The sequence below is a fragment of the Peptoniphilus phoceensis genome, assembly GCF_001517665.2.
Lineage (GTDB): Bacteria > Bacillota > Clostridia > Tissierellales > Peptoniphilaceae > Peptoniphilus_A > Peptoniphilus_A timonensis.
The window spans coordinates 105,587-127,033 of record NZ_LN999808.1; the positions used below are offsets into that span (position 1 = coordinate 105,587).

A 21,447-nucleotide genomic window follows, 5' to 3' on the forward strand; every position below is an offset into this window, starting at 1 on the left:
TTGTTCAATATATAACTTGATTGCATAAATATTCAGCTCACAATGGAGCTGAATGAATTAATGACTAAATAGAATTAAGAATACACCTGCTGCTACGGCTGAGCCAATAACTCCCGCAACGTTAGGTCCCATTGCGTGCATTAGTAAGAAGTTTGTAGGATTGTATTTTCTACCTTCAACTTGTGAAACACGCGCTGCCATTGGTACTGCTGATACACCAGCTGATCCAATTAGTGGATTAATTTTTCCACCAGTTACAATATATAAAATTTTTCCAAAAATAACACCGCCTGCTGTTGCAAAACAGAATGCCATTAAACCAAGAGCAATAATTTTAATTGTTGCTGGTTGTAGGAAAGTTGCTCCGTCTGCAGTTGCTCCAACTGTTACACCAAGCATGATAGTAACAATGTTCATAAGAGCATTTTGTACAGTGTCAGATAATCTAGCTACTACTCCTGATTCCTTAAATAGGTTTCCAAGCATAAGCATACCAAGAAGTGGTGCTACGTCTGGAAGAAGTAGTGATGTGAAAAGTACAACTACCACTGGGAAAATAACTTTTTCTAGCTTAGTTACTTTTCTTAGTGATGTCATAACTGTTTGTCTTTCTTTTTCAGTAGTTAAAGCCTTCATAATTGGCGGTTGAATCATTGGAATAAGTGCCATGTATGAATAAGCTGCTACTGCTATTGGTGCAAGTAAGTGTGGTGCTAATTGTGATGTTGTGAAAATAGCTGTTGGACCATCTGCTCCACCGATAATAGCAATTGCTGCTGATTCTGGTCCAGTAAATCCAAGTTTAACAGCTACGATAAAGGCTACATAAATACCAAATTGTGCTGCTGAACCTAGTAAAAGTGAAATTGGATTTGCAATAAGTGGACCAAAGTCAGTCATTGCTCCTACACCCATGAAAATTAGACATGGGAATAAGTTTGACTTAACACCATTATACATTATTGCAAGCACACCTGATGATTGCCAAGGGTCTGCTACATCCATTAATCCTGTTAGCGGTAAGTTTCTAAGAAGCATACCGAATGCAATAGGAAGAAGTAATAGTGGTTCAAATTCTTTTTTTATCGCAAGATATAGAAGAATAAAAGAAATTACAAACATTACCACATTTTGCCATTGTAAGGATGCAAACCCCGATTCGGCGAGTATTCCCTGTAATGTTTCAATTAACATATGTTTTTGACCTCCCTATTATTCAACACTTGCTAGTAATGCGTCAGTATCTACAGTTTCTCCCGCTTTTACATTAAGTGTTACTTTACCTGCACATGGAGCTACGATTTCGTTTTCCATCTTCATAGCTTCAAGAATAAGAATTACATCTCCTGATGCTACTGTGTCTCCATTGTTTACATTTACTTTAAGAACAGTTCCTGGCATTGGTGCAACTACATCTCCAGATCCGCCTGATGCTGCAGGTGCTGCTGCTGGTGCAGGAGCTGCTGCTTGAGGAGCTGGTGCTGCAGGTGCAGGTGCTGCTGCTGGTGCAGGTGCTGCTTGAGGAGCTGCTGCAGGTGCTGCTGCTGGTGCTGCTGTTAATGATGCTGGTGTAAGAGATGCATATCCTCCGCCAACTTTTTCAACTTCTACTTCAAAAACTTTTCCATCTACTTTAACTTGATACTTCATTAATTTCTCCTTTTCATAAATAATAGAATAATTTAAATAATTTATTTCTTTTCGTTTATAGATACGATTCTAAAACTTTCAACTCTTGATCTTTCTTGCATGCTGATCGCTCCAACTATTGCTGCTAAAAGTGCAGGGTCCATTGAATTATCAACTGGTGCTGCTTTCGGTGAAGACTTTTTCGCTTGACTTGCATTTGCTTTTGATGGGTCTTCTTTACCTTGAATTGCTCCTACTACTTTAGTAATAATAACAATTGCTATTAACAAAGATATAAGAGCCAAGAATACAACACACAAACCTGTCAATGCCACTCCAAAAGCCTCGCTCATGGTAAGACTAACATCTCCTAACATTATCACACCTCCCCACGTGATTTCATATTACGGAATCCATTCCAGCTTTTAAGAATATTATAACAAAGACCTAAAATTAATTCAATTAAAAACAATATGTAACGTCAATTAATCAAAATCTTTTGCAAACTAATTATACATTAAAATATGGTCAAAATAAAGGAAAGCCTTTTTAATAAAATCTTCCAAATAAACAAATTTTAATTATTTTTAACTATTGATTACATTTGTTAAAAAAAGATTTAATAATATTTTATTTTTTATTAAATTTTAATTTTTGAGGCAAAATCTTTGACTAAATGAAAATTCAAATATTTTATTTACCTTTTTCAAATAAAATCCTAAGATGACTTATCTTTTTGTAAAGTTATAATATCAATTAACTATTTTAAAATTTAAAAAATTTTTCACATCTGATTTTTATTTTATAAGAATTTATATAGAAAAAACTTCCCAAAAATAATTCCGGAAGTTTTTTGTAAGTACACATTTGGTTTTAATATAGAAAGAATTTTAAGATTTTAAAAATTTAATGGCAAAACTAGAAAGAAAGTAAGCCCAAATGTTGGGCTAATATTTTTACACCTAAAAGAATTAATATTATTCCACCAGTGATTTGTGCCTTGTCTTTTAAGGCTATTCCAAAAAACTTCCCTATTTGAACTCCAACAAAAGATATCGCAAAAGTTGTTAATCCTATAACTAAAACTGCAAGTGATATCTTTATTTCTAAAAAGGCAAAGGAAACCCCAACTGCCAAAGCATCAATAGATGTTGCAATGGCAAGTACAAATAAATTTTTTATATCAAGCCTATCTTCTTCTATTGGACAAGTTTTATCTCTTGCTTCTCTTATCATGTTTAATCCAATTACACCAAGAAGGATAAAAGCAATCCAATGGTCAATTGCTTGAAGTTTTTCTGCAAAAATCGAACCCAAAAGGTAACCTATGTAGGGCATTAAACCTTGAAAAACTCCAAAGAAAAGGGCAATAACAAGGGATTTTTCTAAAAAGTTTTTCTTTATTGCAAGTCCCTTACAAACAGCTGCTGCAAAGGCATCCATTGAAAGTCCAAGGCCTACTAAAAATACTGAAAATAAATTCATCTTCTCTCCCCAAAAAAAATAGATGCCAAAAAGCATCTATCTTTATCTCATTTTTTAAACAATTATTTTAATAGTTCGTCTAATCTATTTTTGTCAAAGCCAACGATTTGTTCATCATCAACGCAAATTACTGGAACACCTGTGTATCCCATTGCCATTAATTCTTGTCTTGCTTCCTTATCAGTTTGTACGTTTTTTTCTTCGAAAGATACTTCTCTTTCTTTTAGATAATCTTTTGCCATTGTGCAATAAGGGCAAGTGTTGCTTGTATATACTGTTACTTTACTCATTTTATTTCCTCCTCATTGTCTTTTAATTATACTCCAACTCTTAAAAAAATCAAATAATTTAAGACTACTTCTTTGTTTTATAGATAAAATTTACAAAATAGATAGTATACTTTTATAAATCTTACAACTTGTGCTCTGCATGTTCTAGTCCATCCTTAAATATACATAGGACGTGCTCATCATCTAGGGAATAATATGCCCTTCTCCCACGCCTTTTTACCTTAATTAGATTTTGTGATCTAAGTAGGGCAAGTTGGTGAGATATAGATGACTGACTCATGTCTAATAATTCTGAAATATCAGAAACACAAAGGGGACCATTTATTAGAGCATAAATTATTTTTATTCTAGTTGGATCAGATAGGGCCTTGAAAATTTGGGATAAATTTTCTATTAAATTTTCTTTTTCATTAAAGTTTGATATATCCTTTTGAACTTTTTCAGGAATATCATCTATAAAATTTCCCTTCATTATTTCATTACCCCACACTTTTAAAATTTACACTTAAAATTATAAATTCTTCTAAAGTTAAGGTTTCCGCCCTTCTACTTCCATCAATTCCGCTTAATTCAAGAGCTCTTTTTATATCATCCTTTGTATAAGGAAGTTTTGAATTTGAAAAAGAATTTACTAGAGTTTTTCTCCTAGTAGTAAAGGCTGCCCTAACTATTTTAAATAAGAAGTCTGTATCAAGATCTTCTCTTTCTTTCATCTTTAGGTTGACAACTGCTGAGTCAACATTTGGCTTTGGCATAAATACTGAACTTGGAACTTGAAACTTGTAATTACAATCTGTGTAATAATTTATAAAAACAGATAAAGATCCATAGTCCTTATTCCCCGGCTTGGCTGCAAGTCTTTTTGCAACTTCCTTTTGAACCATTACAGTAATTGAAATTAAATTTACTTTAGATAAAATTAATTTTTCTATTATTGGCGTAGTCACATAATAGGGAAGATTTGCCACAACTTTAAAGGGCTCATCCCCAAATTCTTCTTCTGTCAATTTTTTTAAATCTAAGTCGAGAAAGTCGCCATAAATAACTTTTACATTATCTATATTTAAAGTTTCCTTATGAAGTTCTCTTAATTTCTCATCAATTTCAACTGCCAAGACTTTTTTTGCACGTAAGGCAAGTTCTTCTGTCATGGTTCCAACACCAGGACCTATTTCCAAAATGTTGTCATTTTCATTTACTTCAGCTGCATCAGCAATTTTTCTAACTATATTTCCATCTATTAAAAAGTTTTGTCCCAGAGATTTTGTAAATCTAAAGCCGTACTTTGAAAGAACCTCTGAAAGTTTGCTGGGTTTATATAATCTATCTATGGGAGTTCACTTCCTTCATCGCTTCATCAAATTCTTCCCTCGTTATGCCAAAGGAATTTAATTTGTGAAGAGTCTTTTTACCATTTCCATATCCTATTTTTAGGATTTCCGAAAGCATTTCTCGTCTATTTTTTGAATCATCAAAATTTATCAATCTATTTTCTATTAAATCAGCCATAGTAAATTCCGAAGACATTTCTGTCTTTGTTGCTCTAGCTGCTTTTAGTGCTTTTAAGATTTCTTCTGGAGAGGCATTTTCAACACCAATATCTCCATGTTTTGTGGATACACTTTGAGAAAGGTAGGCATGTTTTGCAGTAGGGATTTCATCAGCAATTCTCTTTCTAATTTGAGAACCCATGTAGTCAGAATCCGTAAAAATTATTATTCCCTTCTTCTTATCCATTTCTTTTAAGAGATTTATTAACTTTCTTCCAAAAGCAAAGCCGTGAGTGGTTATAATTTCTGCATCAACTGCCTTTTTTATGGCAATTTCATCATCACGACCCTCTGCGACAATTACTTCTTTAATTGTCATTTTCATATTCCAAAAAACCTCTTTGTATTTTCTGCTGTAACTTTTTCTATTTCAGCTGGATCAGTCTGTCTTAAATCAGCAATATATTGGCAAGTAAACTTCACAAGTTTTGGTTCATTTCTCTTGCCCCTATAAGGGACTGGAGTCATATAAGGACAGTCTGTCTCAAGTAGTAGCCTGTCCAAAGGAACAACTTTTGCAACTTCCTTTGGAGTCTTTGAATTTTTAAAAGTAACTGCTCCGCCAAGGGCAATGTAGTCTCCCATCTTCATGTACTCTTCCATCATTTCTACTGATTGTGAAAAACAATGAATAAGAGCTGTGAAGTCATATTTTTCATGAGCTTCTTTTAAAATATCAAAAGTGTCCTTAGCTGCATCACGTGAGTGAATCACAATATTTTTGCCAAGCCTTGCTGCAAGCTCAATTTGTTTTTTAAAGACTTCTTTTTGAACATCCCTAGGAGAATTGTCATAGTAATAATCTAGTCCAATTTCTCCAATAGCAAGAACTTTTTTATTTTTAGAAAGTTCTATAAGTCTTTTTTCCACTTCATCATTATAAGAATCAGCTTCGTGAGGATGGACTCCTATAGCTGCATAGATATTTTCATACTTATTTGCAAGTTCTACTGACCTTTCTGAAGATGCTAGATCAGAAGAATTATTAATAACGAGTTCTATTCCATTTTCAGCTAGACTCTTTATAAGACTTTCCCTATCTTCATCAAAGGCAGGATCATCTAAGTGTACATGTGAATCTATCATCTTTTCTCCTAACTAAATTTAACTAATCTTTGCTCCTGATTTAATATCAGCTAAAGTTGATGCAAGACTTAAATTATCTTCATCATCTGCTGCAGCAAGAATCATACCCTTGGATTCTACTCCTCTTAACTTAATTGATTTTAAGTTAACAATCATTAGGACTTTCTTGCCAATTAAATCTTCTTTTTTGTAGTAGTTTTTGATTCCAGAAACGACTTGTCTATCCATATCTCCAACTTTTAATTTTAGTACAAATAATTTGTCAGCATTTGGATGATCTTCTACATCAAGGACTTCAGCAACCCTAATGTCAAGTTTATCAAAATCTTCTATTGTAATTTCTTCTTTTATATCTTCTTTATCCTTTTTATCTGTCATAATTCTTGATTTTAGAAGAGCTGTATTTTCTTCATTGAACTTTTCAATTTCAGTATCAATATCAAGTCTTGGGAAAATTACTTCTCCCTTTCTAACCTTAGTTTCATCAGGAAGTAGTCCAAAAACTCTTGAATCTTCCCAATTAATTTTATCATCAAGACCAAGTTGTTCTCTTATCTTTAGAGATGTTTCCTTTATAAATGGATAAATCAATACAGAAACAATTCTAAGACTTTCTGCCAAATTATATAAAACAGTATTTAGTCTGTCTTTTTTATCTTCATCTTTTGCCAATTTCCAAGGTTCAGTTTCATCAACATACTTGTTAGTTCTTCTAATAAGTTTCCAAATTGCTTCTAAAGCCACAGAAAATTCATAATGTTCCATTGCCTTTTCAACTTCGTCGACAACAGAAACTGCAAGATTTTCTAAATCATCGTCGACATCTTCTCTTATTCCCATATCCTTTATAATGCCTTCATTATATTTAGAAATCATGGAAACAGTTCTTGAAAGTAAGTTTCCAAGATCATTTGCAAGGTCAGAGTTAAGTCTTTGCATGAATTTTTCTATATTAAAAGATCCATCAGATCCAAAGGAGAATTCACGCAACAAGAAATATTTAAGGGCGTCAACGCCGTAAAGTTTTATAATTGGTTCAGGATAAATAACATTTCCCTTAGACTTGCTCATCTTGTCGTTATCAAATAAAATCCAGCCATGACCAAATACTTTTTCTGGAAGTGGCAAATCAAGTGCCATTAAAAGAGCTGGCCATATAATAACGTGGAATCTAATAATTTCCTTTCCGACAAAGTGAACGCCTGCTGGCCAATATTCTTTAAATTTATTTTCATCAGTACCATAACCAATTGCTGTCAAGTAGCAAGTTAGGGCATCAATCCAAACATACACAACGTGCTTAAGATCAAAAGGAACCTTTACTCCCCAGTCAAAAGTTGATCTTGAAACAGAAAGATCTTCAAGACCACCTTCTCCTTCAAAAAAGTTCCTAACCATTTCATTTTTTCTAAAAGCAGGTTCAATAAACTCTGGGTGATCTTCATAATATTTTAAAAGTCTGTCCTTATATTTTGAAAGTCTAAAGAAGTAAGATTCTTCATGAGTTAGTTCAGTTTCTCTGCCACAGTCAGGACAAGTGTGACCTTCTTCTAATTGAGCTTCAGTCCAGAAAGATTCACAAGGCTTACAATAATATCCTTCGTATTCACCCTTGTAAATATCTCCCTTGTCATAGAGCTTTTGGAAAATATTTTTGACATCTTCTTCATGGTCTTTGTCTGTAGATCTGACAAAATAATCATAATCAATATCCATGATAGACCAAAGTTTTTTGATATTTTTAACTATTCCATCAACATATTCCTTTGGCTCCATGCCAAACTCTTTAGCCTTATCTTCTATCTTTTGACCATGCTCATCAGTACCAGTAGTAAAGAAAACATCATAGCCTTGCATTTTCTTAAATCTCTTAACACAGTCAACTGCAACAGTACAGTAAGTGTGACCAATGTGAAGATTATCACTTGGATAATAAATTGGTGTCGTTACATAAAATTTTTTATTACTCATAAAACCTCCATAAAAAAACCCAATCCAATGGGATAAGGTCTTGGCAAAATCTGTCAATATTCCGATAATTTTCTATATATATTAGAATAATTATAACTGAATTAGCCTATAAAATCAATTTCAAGCCCTTTTATTTATCTTCTGGTAGCTTCATTTAATAGAAAAAATAAATTTCCAAGTTATTTTTTTTATCTTGTTGTATAATAGATAATTGTTGTTAAAAAACATAAATTAAAAATCTTATAAGGAGGATACATATGAATAAAAACATCTACAAAGGCATTGTTTTTTCTGCGTTTATTGCTGTTTTTGCTTATTTTTTAGGTAAAAAATTCCCAGTAGTTGGTGGACCTGTCTTTGGAATTTTACTTGGAATTATTTTAAATAATTTTAAAAGACCAGAGTCACTAGAAGATGGAATTAAATTTACATCAAAAAAGATTTTGCAATATGCCGTAATTTTGCTTGGCTTTGGTTTAAATCTTAGAGAAGTAATTGTTGTTGGAAAATCATCTCTTTTGATAATTTTATCCACAATTTCTACTGCCCTTATTATTTCTTATCTTGCAGCGAAATTTTTAAAGATTGATTCTAAAATTGCAACACTAATCGGGGTTGGTTCATCAATTTGTGGGGGATCTGCCATTGCAGCAACTGCTCCTGTCATTGATGCAAAGGACGAAGATATTGCAACTTCAATTTCTGTAATATTTTTGTTTAATATTATTGCTGCTCTTATTTTTCCAACTCTAGGTGTTAAACTCGGCATGACTCATACAGGTTTTGGAATGTGGGCAGGCACTGCTATTAATGACACATCTTCAGTTGTAGCTGCAAGTGGAACTTGGTCAACTATGTTTAATGATGACACAGCTCTAAATTATGCCACAATTGTAAAACTTACAAGAACTCTTGCCATTATTCCCATAACCCTTGTTCTTGGAATAGTAAAATCAAAGGAAAATACAAAAAAAGTTAGCATCTTAAAAACTTTCCCAACTTTTGTTTTATTTTTCCTACTTGCATCAGTTTTGACAAGTTTACTTACTCTTCCTGCTACTTTCTTGTCAGCAATGAAATTTTTGTCTAAGTTTTTCATAATTATGGCAATGACAGCAATTGGTCTTAACACTGATATTAAGAAATTAATTTCTCAAGGTGGCAAGGCAATAATAGAAGGAGGCTTATGTTGGATAGGCATAATTTTTGTCAGTCTATTTATGCAAAAGCTTCTTCACATTTGGTAATTTAAAATAATCTAAATTTTAGCAGCCTTTAATTAGGCTGTTTTTAATTTATAAATTTTAGCTTTACTTTAAAATCTTTAACTCTATTTTTATAAAATTATAAAAAAATAAAGACCCTTTCGAGTCTTTAAAATTTATTAAAAGAAAAATTTATAAAATCTTTATAAAACCATTGACAAGAATTCTCTAGCCCTTGTTGTTTTTGGATTTGTGAAAAATTCTTTTGAATCTTCGTCTTCTGCTATGACACCCTTGTCCATAAAGAGAACTCTATTAGAAACATCTCTTGCAAAACCCATCTCGTGAGTTACAACAAGCATTGTCAAGCCTTCATCTGCCAAGTCCCTCATTACATTTAAAACTTCTTTAACCATTTCGGGATCAAGAGCTGATGTTGGCTCATCAAAAAGAAGAACTTCTGGATTCATGGCAAGAGATCTTGCTATGGCAACTCTTTGCTTTTGCCCACCAGATAAAGATGTTGGTCTTGCATCTCTAAAAGGATACATGCCAACTTTTTCTAAAAATTTATCAGCAACTTTTACTGCCTCTTCACGAGATTTTTTTAGGACTTTTACTTGTCCAATTATACAATTTTCAAGGACACTCATGTTGTTAAAAAGATTAAAGGATTGAAAAACCATTCCCACATTAGTTCTATAATTATTAATAGAAGGAATATCTTCTAATATATTTTCTCCATGGTATCTTATTTCCCCAGAGTCGGGTTCTTCCAATAGATTTATACATCTAAGTAGAGTTGATTTCCCTGATCCAGATGATCCAATTATTGAAACAACTTCGCCCTTTTGAACTTTGAAATTTATTCCCTTTAAAACTTCATTTTCTCCAAAACTTTTTTGTAAATTTTCTATTTCAAAAATGCTAGTCATCTCACACCTCTTCCTTAACTTCTATAACTTCTGCTGTTGATTGAGATCCGTAAATTTTATAAGTTCCATCTCCATCAAGTTTCTTTTCAACAAGTTTCATAATTTGGCTCACGCTCACTGTTAAAAATAAATAGATTAAAGCTGTTATGAAGAAAACTTCAAAATATCTTAGATATGTTCCAGCTGCTGACTTTGAAATGAAAAATAGTTCTGAAACAGAAATTACATTTAAAACTGATGAGTCTTTTATGTTTACAATAAATTCATTTCCAACTGATGGAATTATATTTCTAACAGCTTGTGGAAGTACAACTTCTGTCATTGTTTGCCAATGTGTCATTCCAATTGAAAGAGCTCCTTCTGTTTGTCCCTTGTCAATTGAAATAATTCCACCTCTTATTATTTCTGCCATGTAAGCTCCAGTGTTTACTGAAACTATTATTAAGGCTGAAGGCATGGCTGCCATATTTAGATTGAAGTATTGAAGAGAACCGTAATAAAACATCATGGCTTGAACCATCATTGGCGTTCCCCTAATTACTTGAATATAAATAGTGATGATAGCATTTAAAATTTTAAGTCCAACTCTTTTAAATGCTGAAGATTTTTTATTTACTTTTATGGTTCTAACTATTGCAATTAAAAGACCTATTAAAAAACCAATTAATGTGCCAACAACGGCAATTATAATTGTGTTTATAGTCCCCTCAACAAAGAGGGGTCCATATTCTTTTAATAAAAATCCGATCCATCCGAAAAAACTACTTGGCATCTTTATCTCCCAACCTTATCTTATTCGCCTAGTGGTTGGTTAGCCACAGCTTCTTCCATTATACTTTGTCTTTCTTCTTCAGAAATTTTTGAAAGTGCGTCATTTACCTTTTCTAAAAGTTCAGTATTACCCTTTTTAACTCCAACTGAAATTGAAGTATCATCAACTGAAGTTTCAAATCCCTTACCTTCAGCAAATTCTACAAAAGTTAAATCATCATTTGCAGCAACTGCTGATAGAGCACCTGGTCTTTCAGATACATATCCATCAATTTTTCCACTTCTAAGAGCAACTATCATTGCTGGGAAAGTTTCTAAAGCAGTAGATTTATTTACGCCTTCAATTTGGTCAATTACTTCATAGTGGAAAGTGTTAAGTTGACCAGTTATATTTGCACCCTTAAAATCATTAAGACTACTTGCATTTGCATAAGCTCCATCTTTTTTAACTACAATTACAAGATCTGATGTGTAATAAGTGTTTGAGAAGTCAAGTGTTTCTCGTCTTTCTGCAGTTGGACTCATACCTGCTATTATAAGATCAATCTTTCCAGAAGTAATTGCTGGAGTAAGACCATTCCATTCAGTTTTTACAATTTCCAAGTTTTTGTCCATGGATTCAGCAATTTTCTTTGCTATTTCAACATCGTATCCACCTGCATAACCGCCAGATGCAATTTTGTATCCATTTTCTTCACTAGTTTGTGTCCAGTTAAAAGGTGCATAGTCGCATTCCATTCCAACTCTTAGTGTATCAGAATCAGCTGGTGTAGCAGCTCCTCCATCACCCTTTGGATTACATCCTGTTAAAAGCATTGTGCTTGCTAAAGCTCCTACTACTAAAACTCTTGCTACGTTCTTTCTTAAATTCATGATATACCTCCGTAAAAATCTTCGGTAACTATCAAAAAGTAATAAAAAAACAGTCTGGAAAACCAAACTGTTAAAAATGTCTAAATTTAAGACAAAGTATTTAACCTTAGATAGCTCCCCACATATTTGTGACAGTCATGCAAATATTCTCTGCATGCCCAGTATATTATTTATAACCAATAATATACTTCGGCGAATTTTCCTTTCATCTTTTGTCAGTGCATGGTCTTGCTCAAAAAGATTACTGATAAAGTTCGCGCCTCTATCGTATTTTTCAATACAATTTATTTAATTGTTTCATCAATTATATATAGGAGATTTATAAAAGTCAAGGACAATTTTAATTTTTGTGACATTTTCTATAAATTTATTTGCTTTTGTGTTTTCACGGGTTTAAAAATCAAAAAAATTTATAAATACAAAAAAGACTCCCAAAAGGGAGCCTTTAAAGTTATATTATAAACTAATTTGTAAACTTATTTCCACATGTCAACGTCAGAAGTTGAGTTTAGTCTTTCTCTATCGTGAGTGTTTGCTGCATCAAGAATGTTGTAGTAAGCCCAGAATCCTTCACTAACATCAGAGAATTTGTTTAGTGATGAAGTGTTCACATTGTTAAGTGAATTCTTGTTTGTGTTTCTGTTAAATACAGAGTTTAGGATTGTAACAGCTTCTGCTCTTGTGATTTTTGCATTTGGTTTGAAAGATCCATCTGGATAACCACTAACATTTTTGTTTCCATAAAGTTTGTCAATTGCGTCTTTTGCCCAGTGATCTTTAACATCTTGGAAGTCAGAAGAAGAATTCTTTTCATTCTTAACATATCCAGAAATCATTTGTGCAAATTCTGCTCTTGTGATGCTTTCATTTGGTTTAAATGTTCCATTAGGGTAACCAGAAATTAGGTTTTTTGCAACAACATAGTTGATTGCTTTAGAATACCAATCGTCATTTGCATCAGAGAATTTTGTCATTGAGCTTGTTCCAAAGTTAGTTCCACCGTTTAAAAGTGTAGCAAACATTTGAGCTGCTTCTGCTCTTGTAACATTATCTTGAGGTTTAAATGTTCCATCAGGATATCCCTTGATATATGAGATTGCCTTGACTTGTTCAACTTCATTTCTTGTAACTTTGTAATCAATTTTACTTACTTCTTTGTCCTTGTCTTTAGCTTCAACTTTTATAGTTTCGCCATAGATTAAAGCTCTATCTAAGAAAGCAGTAAATACTCCTGCATTATTTACAGCAGTTGTACTGATTTTCTTGCCAGATGCATCATAAACTGTGATTTCTTCGTCAGTGTTTGCAGTACCCTTTACAAGTTTTTGTCCTGCAAGAGCTTCTGTAACTTTAAGCTTTTTATTTTCTACTTTTTTAGAATCAGTGTAGAATCTTAAATCATCAAGTTCTCTTTCTCTTATGCTTTCACTTAAAACAACTGTGAAGTATGAGTTTTTGTCAGTTCTAAAACTTCCAAGAAGTTCTCCATCCTTATAAACTCTTATGTTTTCAAAAGGATGATTTTTAATAAATCCGCTCAAAGTTCTACCCATAAGTCTAAGATCAGTTGCATCTATTTTTGATCCCTTGATGTCTTTGTAGTTGTCATTTTTAACTTCTACATCTTTTGAATATCCGTATTCATTTTCAGCGTAAATTGTTACGCTCTTACCTTCCTTGATATCGTATTTAATTTCAAAATTTCCGTCTTTATCAGCTCTTCCAATATATTTAGAGTTTCTAAATTCTCTATAATAGTCGTCTCTAACATAAATTTTTGCATCAGCTGAAGTTTCGCCCTTGATATGAGTTCCATCGTATCTTACATTTCTAAGGTTAAGTCTTTCATATCTATTGTCATATTTATCACTTACTTTGAAATTAAGTCTTACTTCTTTTGTAGAACCATCTTTAAATTGAACTGTAACATATTCGTAATGGTTTCCACTCTTATCGTATTCAAAATTTTCGTTTCCAATTATCTTTGCTCCATCAGGTAGACTAATATCTCTAGTGTAGAATCTTTCTCCCCTGTTAAGATTGTAATTAAATTCTGATAGATTGCTTTTTTCTGCATCACTTTTTTCTTTTTCTGTTATTGCAGGCTTTTCTGTTTTATTTGAATCTTTAGCTTCATTATTTGCGAAAGCAGATACTGGAATTGATGCTGCTAAAACTCCTGCAAGTGCAAGTGTTAAATATTTCTTACTATATGGTTTCATAATTTTCCTCCTAATTAAAATATAAAATATTCTCCTATTTCATACTATGTTACTGAGTTTAAATCCTGTTTGTGATAAAAAAGTGATAATTTAGGGTTAACTAGCTAATTTAACATTTTCTTAACAATTTGTAATAAATGAGAAATAAAAATTTTCATTAAAAAGGACCTGCCTAAGCAAGTCCCATATATTATTTTACTTTAACAAACAAGTCGTCTGCTTCTACACCTACTAAAATTGTGTCCCCATCCATAACCTCGCCTTTTATTATCATCTTTGAAATTTTTGTTTCAAGAGCATGAGAAATATATCTCTTAACTGGTCTTGCTCCATATTGAGGACTAAAAGATGCATTTAAGATAAAGTCCAAAGCTCCATCTGTAACTTCAATTTTGATATCTCGATCATCAAGTTTTCTTTCAACTTCTCTCACACTTTGCTTGATGATTCTATAAATTTCACTTCTTTGAAGAGGTTTAAACAAGACAATTTCGTCGACCCTATTTAAAAATTCTGGTCTAAAGGATCCACGAAGGTCACTCATAACATTATTTCTTGCATCTTCTTTTATTTTTCCTTCTTCGTCAATGCCGTCGATTAGGAAGTGAGATCCAATATTTGATGTCATGATTATAACTGTATTTTTAAAATCAACAGTCCTGCCTTGATTGTCAGTAAGTCTGCCGTCATCAAGTACTTGCAAAAGAATGTTAAAGACATCTGGATGCGCCTTTTCAATTTCATCAAACAAGATAACTGAATATGGTTTTCTCCTAACTGCTTCAGTGAGTTGTCCGCCTTCATCGTATCCAACATATCCTGGAGGAGATCCCACAAGTCTAGATACAGAGTGTTTTTCCATATACTCAGACATATCTATTCTTATCAAATTTCTCTCATCATCAAAAAGTGTTTCTGTAAGTGCCTTTGCTGTTTCAGTTTTTCCTACACCAGTTGGTCCCAAGAATATAAATGATCCTATTGGTTTGTTCCTATCTTTTAAACCAGCTCTAGCTCTTAGGACTGCATCAGACACAAGTTCTATTGCCTTGTCTTGACCAATAACTCTCTTGTGAAGAATGTCTTCTAAATTTAAAAGTTTTTCTCTTTCAGTTTTATTTAATTTTTCTACTGGAATTCCAGTCCATCTGCTTACAACATAAGCTATTTCATCTTCTGTGACTTCTTCTTTTACCATAGAAGATTCATCTTTTTTAGATTTTTCTCTATTTGCAAGCTCTTCTTTTAATTTTGGAAGAGTGCCATATTTCAATTCAGAAAGTTTTTCAAGGTCATAATTTCTCTCAGCTTCTTCAATTGCATGATTTGTATCTTCAATTTTTTTCTTTATGTCCTTTGTTGAGTCAAGTTCTTTCTTTTCTGCTTCCCATTTTGATTTTAATCTATCAAATTCAGCTTTTTCTTCAGAAAGTTCTACTTGAAGTTTTTTAAGTCTTTCTGCACTTGCTTCATCAGTTTCCTTTTTAAGGGCTTGATTTTCAATTTCAAGTTGCAAAATTCTTCTTCTCACTTCATCAATTTCTGTTGGCATAGAATCAATTTCTGTCCTAAGCATTGCACAAGCTTCGTCCATCAAATCAATTGCCTTATCTGGCAAGAACCTGTCAGTAATATATCTATCAGATAAAGTTGCTGCAGCAATAACTGCTGGATCAGCAATTCTAATTCCATGATAAATTTCATATTTATCTTTTAATCCACGAAGTATGGCAATAGTATCTTCAACACTTGGTTCCTTTACCATTACCTTTTGAAATCTTCTTTCAAGAGCGGGATCTTTTTCTATATATTTTCTGTATTCGTCAAGAGTTGTTGCACCAATTGCGTGAAGTTCTCCACGAGCAAGCATTGGTTTTAATAAATTAGATGCGTCCATTGCGCCATCAGTCTTGCCTGCTCCCACAATATTGTGAATTTCATCTATAAAAAGAATTATATCTCCTTCAGATTTTTTCACTTCATTTAAAACAGCCTTTAGTCTTTCTTCAAATTCTCCACGATATTTTGCACCTGCTATAAGAGCTCCCATATCGAGAGAAAAAACAGTTTTATTTTTTAGACCCTCTGGCACATCTTCAGAAACAATTCTTTGAGCAAGTCCACCAGCAATGGCAGTCTTACCAACTCCAGGAGGACCAATTAAAACTGGATTGTTTTTAGTCCTACGAGAAAGAATCCTAATTACATTTCTAACTTCTTCATCACGACCAATAACTGGATCAAGTTTTCCATCTCTTGCAAGCTCAGTTAAATCTTGACCATATTTTTTAAGGGCATCATAAGTTCCTTCTGGATTATCAGTAGTGACGTGTTGGTTACCCCTAATTTTTTTAAGAGCATTTAAAAATCCATCTGCATCAATTTTATTTTTGTTAAAAATTGAAGAAGAATCTGTCCCCTTCATGTTCAAAAGTCCAAGGTAAATGTGCTCAACTGAAAGGAAGTCATCTCCCATTTTCTTCATAAATCCCTCTGCCTTTTGGAAGAGTTCTCTATAAGAAGAATCAGCATAAACTTCTGCGCCTGATTGCTTTGGAAGTCTTTCAATTACCTTTAAAATGTCACTTTTAATCATTTCAGGATTTTTGTCCATATATGTCAAGACCCTAGGTATAAGGCCTTCTTTGTCATTTAAAAGGGCGTAGTTGATGTGAATTTCTTTTACCTCTGGATTGCCGTATTCCTTCGCAGTATTGTATGCGCCTTGAACGGCTTCAAGGGATTTTTGAGTAAATTTGTCAAAATTCATAAAAACACCTCATTTATAATTAATCTATATTAAATATTATTTGCTTATTTTTTCTAATTCTTTATATAATTTTTCTTGTTCCTCAGATAATTCTTTAGGATTTACAATATTAAAGATCACATATAAATCTCCAACATTTCCCTTTAAATCCTTGAATCCCTTTGAAGGAATTCTCATCTTGTTTCCACCGACAAAAGCTTTTGGAATCTTTAACTTTAATTTTCCCTTTAAAGTTTCAACAGTCTTTGTAGTTCCAAGAGCTGCCTCCCAAGGATAAATATTTTCTGTCTTAATAATATCAAGGCCATCAAGAGAAAGATTTTTTTCATCGCGAATATTTATCTTAAATAAAATATCGCCTGGAAGACCAAACTTTTCTCCCTTTACCTTGACTTTCTTATTGCTTGTTATTCCAGCAGGAATTTTAACAGCAATATCATATTCCTCCTGTTTGTAAGTTAAAGAAACATTTTTAGTCACACCTTCATAGGCTTCTTTTATGGAGATAGAAAGTTCTGACTCAAATTTATTTCTCGCCTTTTTATTGGACTTTCCCCTTCCCTTAGAAGAGAAATCTCCAAAGATGTCATTTATATTGAAACCACCAGAGAAATTGCCTCCTGATTTAGATGAACCAAAAATCGTTTCAAAGAAATCGGAAAAATCTGCTCCACTTCCTCCTGTGGTATAAGTGTAACCATATTGAGAAGGGTCAAAGTCATATCCAGATGAAAAATCATAATTAGATCCAAATTTATCATATTTATTTCTCTTATCCTTATCAGATAAAACCTCATAAGCCTCTGAAACTTCCTTAAACTTTTCTGCCGCAGCATCATCTCCTTGATGAAGATCAGGGTGATATTTTTTCGCAAGCTTCCTATAAGCGCTCTTTATCTCCTTTTCATCTGCATCTTTAGAAACTCCAAGGATTTCATAATAATCTTTGTATTTCAAATTTTAACCTCCTCATATATTTAAACATTTAATCTCAAATTATTTATATCCCAATAAAAATAATTACAACATAAATAAATGTGAATTAAATTGATTATTTTCTCATTTAAATTAAATATTTTATTTTACTTTTTCTTTATGTGAAATCAATTTAAATTAAAAAGCTATGTCAAAAATAATTTTGACTATCTTTGACTATTTCATTATACAACATCGTTAGCACTCTTGCAAGTAGTCTGCTAATTTATTTTTTTATTTTTTTTAAAAATTCTTGATTGGTTTTTGTGAAAACGATATACTTAATTTGTAAAGCTAGAAAAATAATATTTAGAAGAGGAGCATATCATGAGAAAAAACAACAAAAAAAATATTATTATTTTCATCAGTCTTTTATTAATAGCACTGTTAACATTTACAGCTTGCTCAAAAAAAGAAGATAAGAACGCACCAGTAATAGGAATTTCTTGGTCAACAGATGAAGTAGACAAAGACTCCAAAGACAAAGTAGACATTGATACACAAATGTATGCAGACGCACTAAGAAAAGCTGGAGCAAAAGTTGTTTTCTTGAAAGAAATGAAATCACTTGATCAAGCTAAAAAAGAAATTAGTGAAGTTCAAGGTGTTGTTGTAACTGGTGGAGACGATTTAAACCCTGCACTTTACAAGGAAGAACCAATTCCAACATTAGAAGACATTAACCCAAGAAGAGATAAGTCTGACGTATTTTTACTTAACGCTTTATTAGAAGAAGACAAGCCAACACTTGCCACTTGCAGAGGAATGCAACTTACTAATATTTTATCAGGAGGAACTTTGTATCAAGATATAATTGTTCAAAAACCTACTGATATTGTTCATAGAGATCCTGAAAGAAAAGTTTTCGTAAAACACGATATTGAAGTTTTACCAGACAATATTTTAGCTGAAGGATTTGGAAAGTCAGGCAAAGTTGAAGTTAACTCTTGGCATCACCAAGCAATTAAAGACCTTGGAAATAACTTAGACATTTTGGCAAAGGCTCCTGATGGAACAATTGAAGCAATTACTAGAACTGACAAGACATATTATTTAGGACTACAATTTCATCCTGAAGCATTAATAATTGAAGATAACAATGAAGATGCTTTAAATCTTTATAAAACATTTATCGTAAAAGCACAAGAATTATCACAACAAAAATAAAATTTAATCTAGTTTTACATTTTAGAGGGAAAAATTCCCTCTAATTTTTTTAATTTTTTTATTGTCATATTCATACTACTATGTTAAACTAGTAACAGATTATTTAATACACTTTTTGATTAAATTCCTTTTACTCGCCGAGATTGTCTCGGCAATTTTTTTGCCCTTTTTTATAATATAATATTAATTAAAACTAGCATTTATTCTTCTTGTTTTCTAAAGAATTTCACTTATAAATTTTCATTTTTACTTCTTTATGTTTACCTAAAGCTTAATTAAAAAATTTTATCAAAAAACAGGTCACTAGGACCTGTTAATATTTTTATGAATTAAATTCTTTGTATTCTCTTTTTGCTTCTTCTTGTTCTTCTGGTATAACCTTGATGCTAGCCTTTATTATTCTCTTTTCAGCAACTGCAAGTTCTGTCAAGATACATCCAGATGCCTTTACACTTAATTTTTTCTTTTGTTTTTCATCTGGGATAAAGCCAAGCTTTTCGATTATAAGTCCAGAAATTGTTTCATGGTTTTCTGAATAAAGTGAAACTCCAAGTGCATCGTTTATGTCTTCTATGTCCATGGATCCATCAACTATATATTCATTTTCAGCAATTTTTTCAACATTGTGATCTTCTTTGTCGTATTCGTCTTCAATTTCTCCTACTATTTCTTCTACTATATCTTCTACAGTAACCATGCCAGAGAAACCGCCGTACTCGTCAATTAAAATTGCCACATAGTTTTTTGATGCTTGCAGTTCTTTTAAAAGCATGTCAATTTTTTTAGTTTCTGGCACATAATAGGGCGCTTTTATACAGTTATCCAAATTTATAGATTCATAATTATTTTTTGCATATTCTACAAAAAGATCCTTGATATAAACTGTTCCCAGGATGTTATCTGTATTTTCTCTATAAACAGGCATCCTTGAATAGCCATTTTTCAAAACTTCTGTTACTGTTTCTGTTGTAAATTCGTCATAGTCCAACATATAAATTGAAGTCCTTGGTGTCATAATTTCATAGGCAAGTTTGTCATCAAAATCCATTATATTTACTATCATTTCTTCACCAGCTGAGTTTATAACTCCTTGTTGCGTTGAAACCTTTATATATGATTTTAGTTCTTCTTCTGAAATTTTCTCTTCAACATCTTCAGAATATTTTCCCATGATTTTTAAAACCAAGACTGTTGATAAAGACAACAGTTTGACAAAGGGATAAAATATTTTTGACGCAAAAGCAATTACATTACTTGCTTTAAGGGCAACTTTCTCTGAATTTTGTAGAGCAATTCTCTTTGGCACAAGTTCTCCAAAAACAAGGGTTATATAGGATAGAAAAAGTGTCACCAAAATAAATGCCACAGTGCTACCGTAAGGTATCCCGTATCCTCTTAAAAATTCTCCAAAAACTTTTGAAATAGAAGTGGCTGCAGATCCAGATGAGAAAAATCCTGCCAAAGTTATTGCAACTTGGATAGTTGACAAAAATCTAGTTTGATCTTGTGATAATGATAAAAGGGTTTTTGCCCTCTTATCTCCTTCTTCTGCCAATTCTTTTATCTTGTTGTTGTTTACTGAAACCATTGCCATTTCAGCTGACGCAAAAAATGCGTTAATGCTTGTAAGTATTGCTATTAAAATGAGCTTAGCCCACAAGGCGCCATCGTCCATAACATCTTCCTCCATATCTTTTAGATTAATTATATCAAAGAACTTGTGATTGTAAAATAAAATAATAAATCTTTCCTTGCTTTTTTTAGCTACTTGACAAGCTTTAGAAAAAAATTTATTGTGGTATTAATAAATCAGGAGTTTAGATTGGAGGTAATTAATGAAAAAATTTAATAAGAAAATTATTTTACTGCTCTTGGTCGTAATTGGACTTTTCTCCACTTTTTTTGCAGGAAAAAAATCTATGAAAAATGAAATGGAGCCAGAAATTACATCAACTTTAATTTTTAATAAATTAATTAATGTAAGAGAACTGACAAGTCTTAAATATTACTACACAAATATGGGACAATTTGAAAATCAAAATACTTTTTACGGCTACAAAGTTCCCTTCACATCAAAAAAATTCATCGTTTCTTATGACGGAGTTATCCACGCAGGAGTGGACCTTGAAAAAATGGACGTGAAATTAAAAGGTAAAAGCATTGAAATAAAAATTCCAGCTGCAAAAATATTAAGCCACGAAATTTATGAAGATTCGCTAAAAGTTTTCGACGAAAGAGAATCTATTTTTAACAGGATTGATATTGAAGATTACAACAATTTTTCTAAGGATCAAAAGAAAGAAGTTGAAGATAAGGCAATAAAAAGAGGTCTTCTAAAAGAAGCTGACCAAGAAGCTAAAAAAGCAATCGAGGAAACTCTTATAGGCGACACAATTTTAAGTGACTACAAAATCAAGGTCACAAGTGATAGTAATTTAAAATAAATTTAATAGACTTAAAAGGGCATTTTATTAAATGTCCTTTTTTATAATTGAGTTTAATTTTTATAAATCTCATA

At 32.2% G+C, this 21,447-nt stretch carries 20 protein-coding genes and 1 riboswitch; of the genes, 3 read left to right on the forward strand and 17 right to left on the reverse strand.

What is annotated here, in order from left to right:
* Nucleotides 1–57 precede the first annotated feature (57 nt).
* From BN3657_RS02510 to metG, 10 genes are all read right to left on the reverse strand, one after another.
* Nucleotides 58–1,194 (reverse strand): sodium ion-translocating decarboxylase subunit beta, encoded by a 1,137-nt coding sequence (locus tag BN3657_RS02510; protein WP_062551636.1) that lies wholly within the window; start codon nucleotides 1,192–1,194, stop codon nucleotides 58–60.
* 18 nt (nucleotides 1,195–1,212) lie between these two features.
* Nucleotides 1,213–1,650 (reverse strand): biotin/lipoyl-containing protein, encoded by a 438-nt coding sequence (locus BN3657_RS02515; RefSeq protein ID WP_062551637.1) that lies wholly within the window; start codon nucleotides 1,648–1,650, stop codon nucleotides 1,213–1,215.
* A gap of 41 nt (nucleotides 1,651–1,691) precedes the next feature.
* On the reverse strand, nucleotides 1,692–2,006 hold the full coding sequence (locus tag BN3657_RS02520) for an OadG family protein (protein WP_062551638.1): 315 nt from the start codon (nucleotides 2,004–2,006) through the stop codon (nucleotides 1,692–1,694).
* 541 nt (nucleotides 2,007–2,547) lie between these two features.
* On the reverse strand, nucleotides 2,548–3,114 hold the full coding sequence (locus BN3657_RS02525; protein ID WP_062551639.1) for a manganese efflux pump MntP: 567 nt from the start codon (nucleotides 3,112–3,114) through the stop codon (nucleotides 2,548–2,550).
* A 62-nt stretch (nucleotides 3,115–3,176) separates the two neighbouring features.
* Entirely contained in the window at nucleotides 3,177–3,404 is a 228-nt protein-coding gene (locus BN3657_RS02530) for a glutaredoxin family protein (RefSeq protein WP_019139403.1), read from the reverse strand.
* A gap of 121 nt (nucleotides 3,405–3,525) precedes the next feature.
* A complete protein-coding gene (locus BN3657_RS02535) occupies nucleotides 3,526–3,876 on the reverse strand; it encodes an ArsR/SmtB family transcription factor (protein ID WP_062551640.1) in 351 nt (116 codons plus the stop codon).
* 7 nt (nucleotides 3,877–3,883) lie between these two features.
* On the reverse strand, nucleotides 3,884–4,735 hold the full coding sequence (rsmA, locus tag BN3657_RS02540) for a 16S rRNA (adenine(1518)-N(6)/adenine(1519)-N(6))-dimethyltransferase RsmA (RefSeq protein ID WP_062551641.1): 852 nt from the start codon (nucleotides 4,733–4,735) through the stop codon (nucleotides 3,884–3,886).
* Entirely contained in the window at nucleotides 4,728–5,279 is a 552-nt protein-coding gene (rnmV, locus tag BN3657_RS02545; protein ID WP_062551642.1) for a ribonuclease M5, read from the reverse strand. Before rnmV ends, rsmA begins: the two co-directional genes overlap by 8 nt.
* On the reverse strand, nucleotides 5,276–6,040 hold the full coding sequence (locus BN3657_RS02550; RefSeq protein WP_062551643.1) for a TatD family hydrolase: 765 nt from the start codon (nucleotides 6,038–6,040) through the stop codon (nucleotides 5,276–5,278). Before BN3657_RS02550 ends, rnmV begins: the two co-directional genes overlap by 4 nt.
* Nucleotides 6,041–6,058: 18 nt before the next feature.
* Nucleotides 6,059–8,011 carry a methionine--tRNA ligase gene (metG, locus tag BN3657_RS02555; RefSeq protein ID WP_062551644.1) on the reverse strand — a complete coding sequence of 651 codons (1,953 nt, stop codon included), beginning with the start codon at nucleotides 8,009–8,011 and terminating at the stop codon, nucleotides 6,059–6,061.
* 257 nt (nucleotides 8,012–8,268) lie between these two features.
* On the opposite strand from metG, the gene BN3657_RS02560 reads away from it, so the two are divergent.
* On the forward strand, nucleotides 8,269–9,258 hold the full coding sequence (locus BN3657_RS02560) for a YeiH family protein (RefSeq protein WP_062551645.1): 990 nt from the start codon (nucleotides 8,269–8,271) through the stop codon (nucleotides 9,256–9,258).
* 161 nt (nucleotides 9,259–9,419) lie between these two features.
* On the opposite strand, the gene BN3657_RS02565 is transcribed toward BN3657_RS02560, so the two are convergent.
* The 6 genes from BN3657_RS02565 to BN3657_RS02590 form a co-directional block, all read right to left on the reverse strand.
* Nucleotides 9,420–10,151, reverse strand: a complete 732-nt coding sequence (locus tag BN3657_RS02565; RefSeq protein WP_062551646.1) for an amino acid ABC transporter ATP-binding protein — start codon at nucleotides 10,149–10,151, stop codon at nucleotides 9,420–9,422.
* Between the two features lies 1 nt (nucleotide 10,152).
* Nucleotides 10,153–10,923 carry an amino acid ABC transporter permease gene (locus BN3657_RS02570; RefSeq protein ID WP_062551647.1) on the reverse strand — a complete coding sequence of 257 codons (771 nt, stop codon included), beginning with the start codon at nucleotides 10,921–10,923 and terminating at the stop codon, nucleotides 10,153–10,155.
* Between the two features lie 20 nt (nucleotides 10,924–10,943).
* Nucleotides 10,944–11,795 (reverse strand): transporter substrate-binding domain-containing protein, encoded by an 852-nt coding sequence (locus tag BN3657_RS02575; protein WP_062551648.1) that lies wholly within the window; start codon nucleotides 11,793–11,795, stop codon nucleotides 10,944–10,946.
* Between the two features lie 103 nt (nucleotides 11,796–11,898).
* A riboswitch (Lysine riboswitch) is annotated at nucleotides 11,899–12,068 on the reverse strand.
* A gap of 203 nt (nucleotides 12,069–12,271) precedes the next feature.
* Nucleotides 12,272–14,017, reverse strand: a complete 1,746-nt coding sequence (locus BN3657_RS02580; protein ID WP_062551649.1) for an S-layer homology domain-containing protein — start codon at nucleotides 14,015–14,017, stop codon at nucleotides 12,272–12,274.
* 190 nt (nucleotides 14,018–14,207) lie between these two features.
* The gene (gene clpB, locus BN3657_RS02585; RefSeq protein WP_062551650.1) at nucleotides 14,208–16,787 is read right to left on the reverse strand and encodes an ATP-dependent chaperone ClpB; all 2,580 of its coding nucleotides are present in this window, start codon (nucleotides 16,785–16,787) and stop codon (nucleotides 14,208–14,210) included.
* 36 nt (nucleotides 16,788–16,823) lie between these two features.
* Nucleotides 16,824–17,744 (reverse strand): DnaJ C-terminal domain-containing protein, encoded by a 921-nt coding sequence (locus BN3657_RS02590; protein ID WP_062551651.1) that lies wholly within the window; start codon nucleotides 17,742–17,744, stop codon nucleotides 16,824–16,826.
* A gap of 345 nt (nucleotides 17,745–18,089) precedes the next feature.
* On the opposite strand from BN3657_RS02590, the gene BN3657_RS02595 reads away from it, so the two are divergent.
* Nucleotides 18,090–18,929: a gamma-glutamyl-gamma-aminobutyrate hydrolase family protein gene (locus BN3657_RS02595; RefSeq protein ID WP_062551652.1), complete on the forward strand. Its 840-nt coding sequence runs from the start codon at nucleotides 18,090–18,092 to the stop codon at nucleotides 18,927–18,929.
* Between the two features lie 322 nt (nucleotides 18,930–19,251).
* Here BN3657_RS02595 and BN3657_RS02600 read toward each other — a convergent pair whose 3' ends face one another.
* A complete protein-coding gene (locus tag BN3657_RS02600) occupies nucleotides 19,252–20,604 on the reverse strand; it encodes a hemolysin family protein (protein ID WP_062551653.1) in 1,353 nt (450 codons plus the stop codon).
* Nucleotides 20,605–20,764: 160 nt separating this feature from the next.
* Here BN3657_RS02600 and BN3657_RS02605 point away from each other — a divergent pair, with 160 nt between their 5' ends.
* Nucleotides 20,765–21,373: a DUF4230 domain-containing protein gene (locus BN3657_RS02605; RefSeq protein ID WP_062551654.1), complete on the forward strand. Its 609-nt coding sequence runs from the start codon at nucleotides 20,765–20,767 to the stop codon at nucleotides 21,371–21,373.
* Nucleotides 21,374–21,447: the final 74 nt, after the last annotated feature.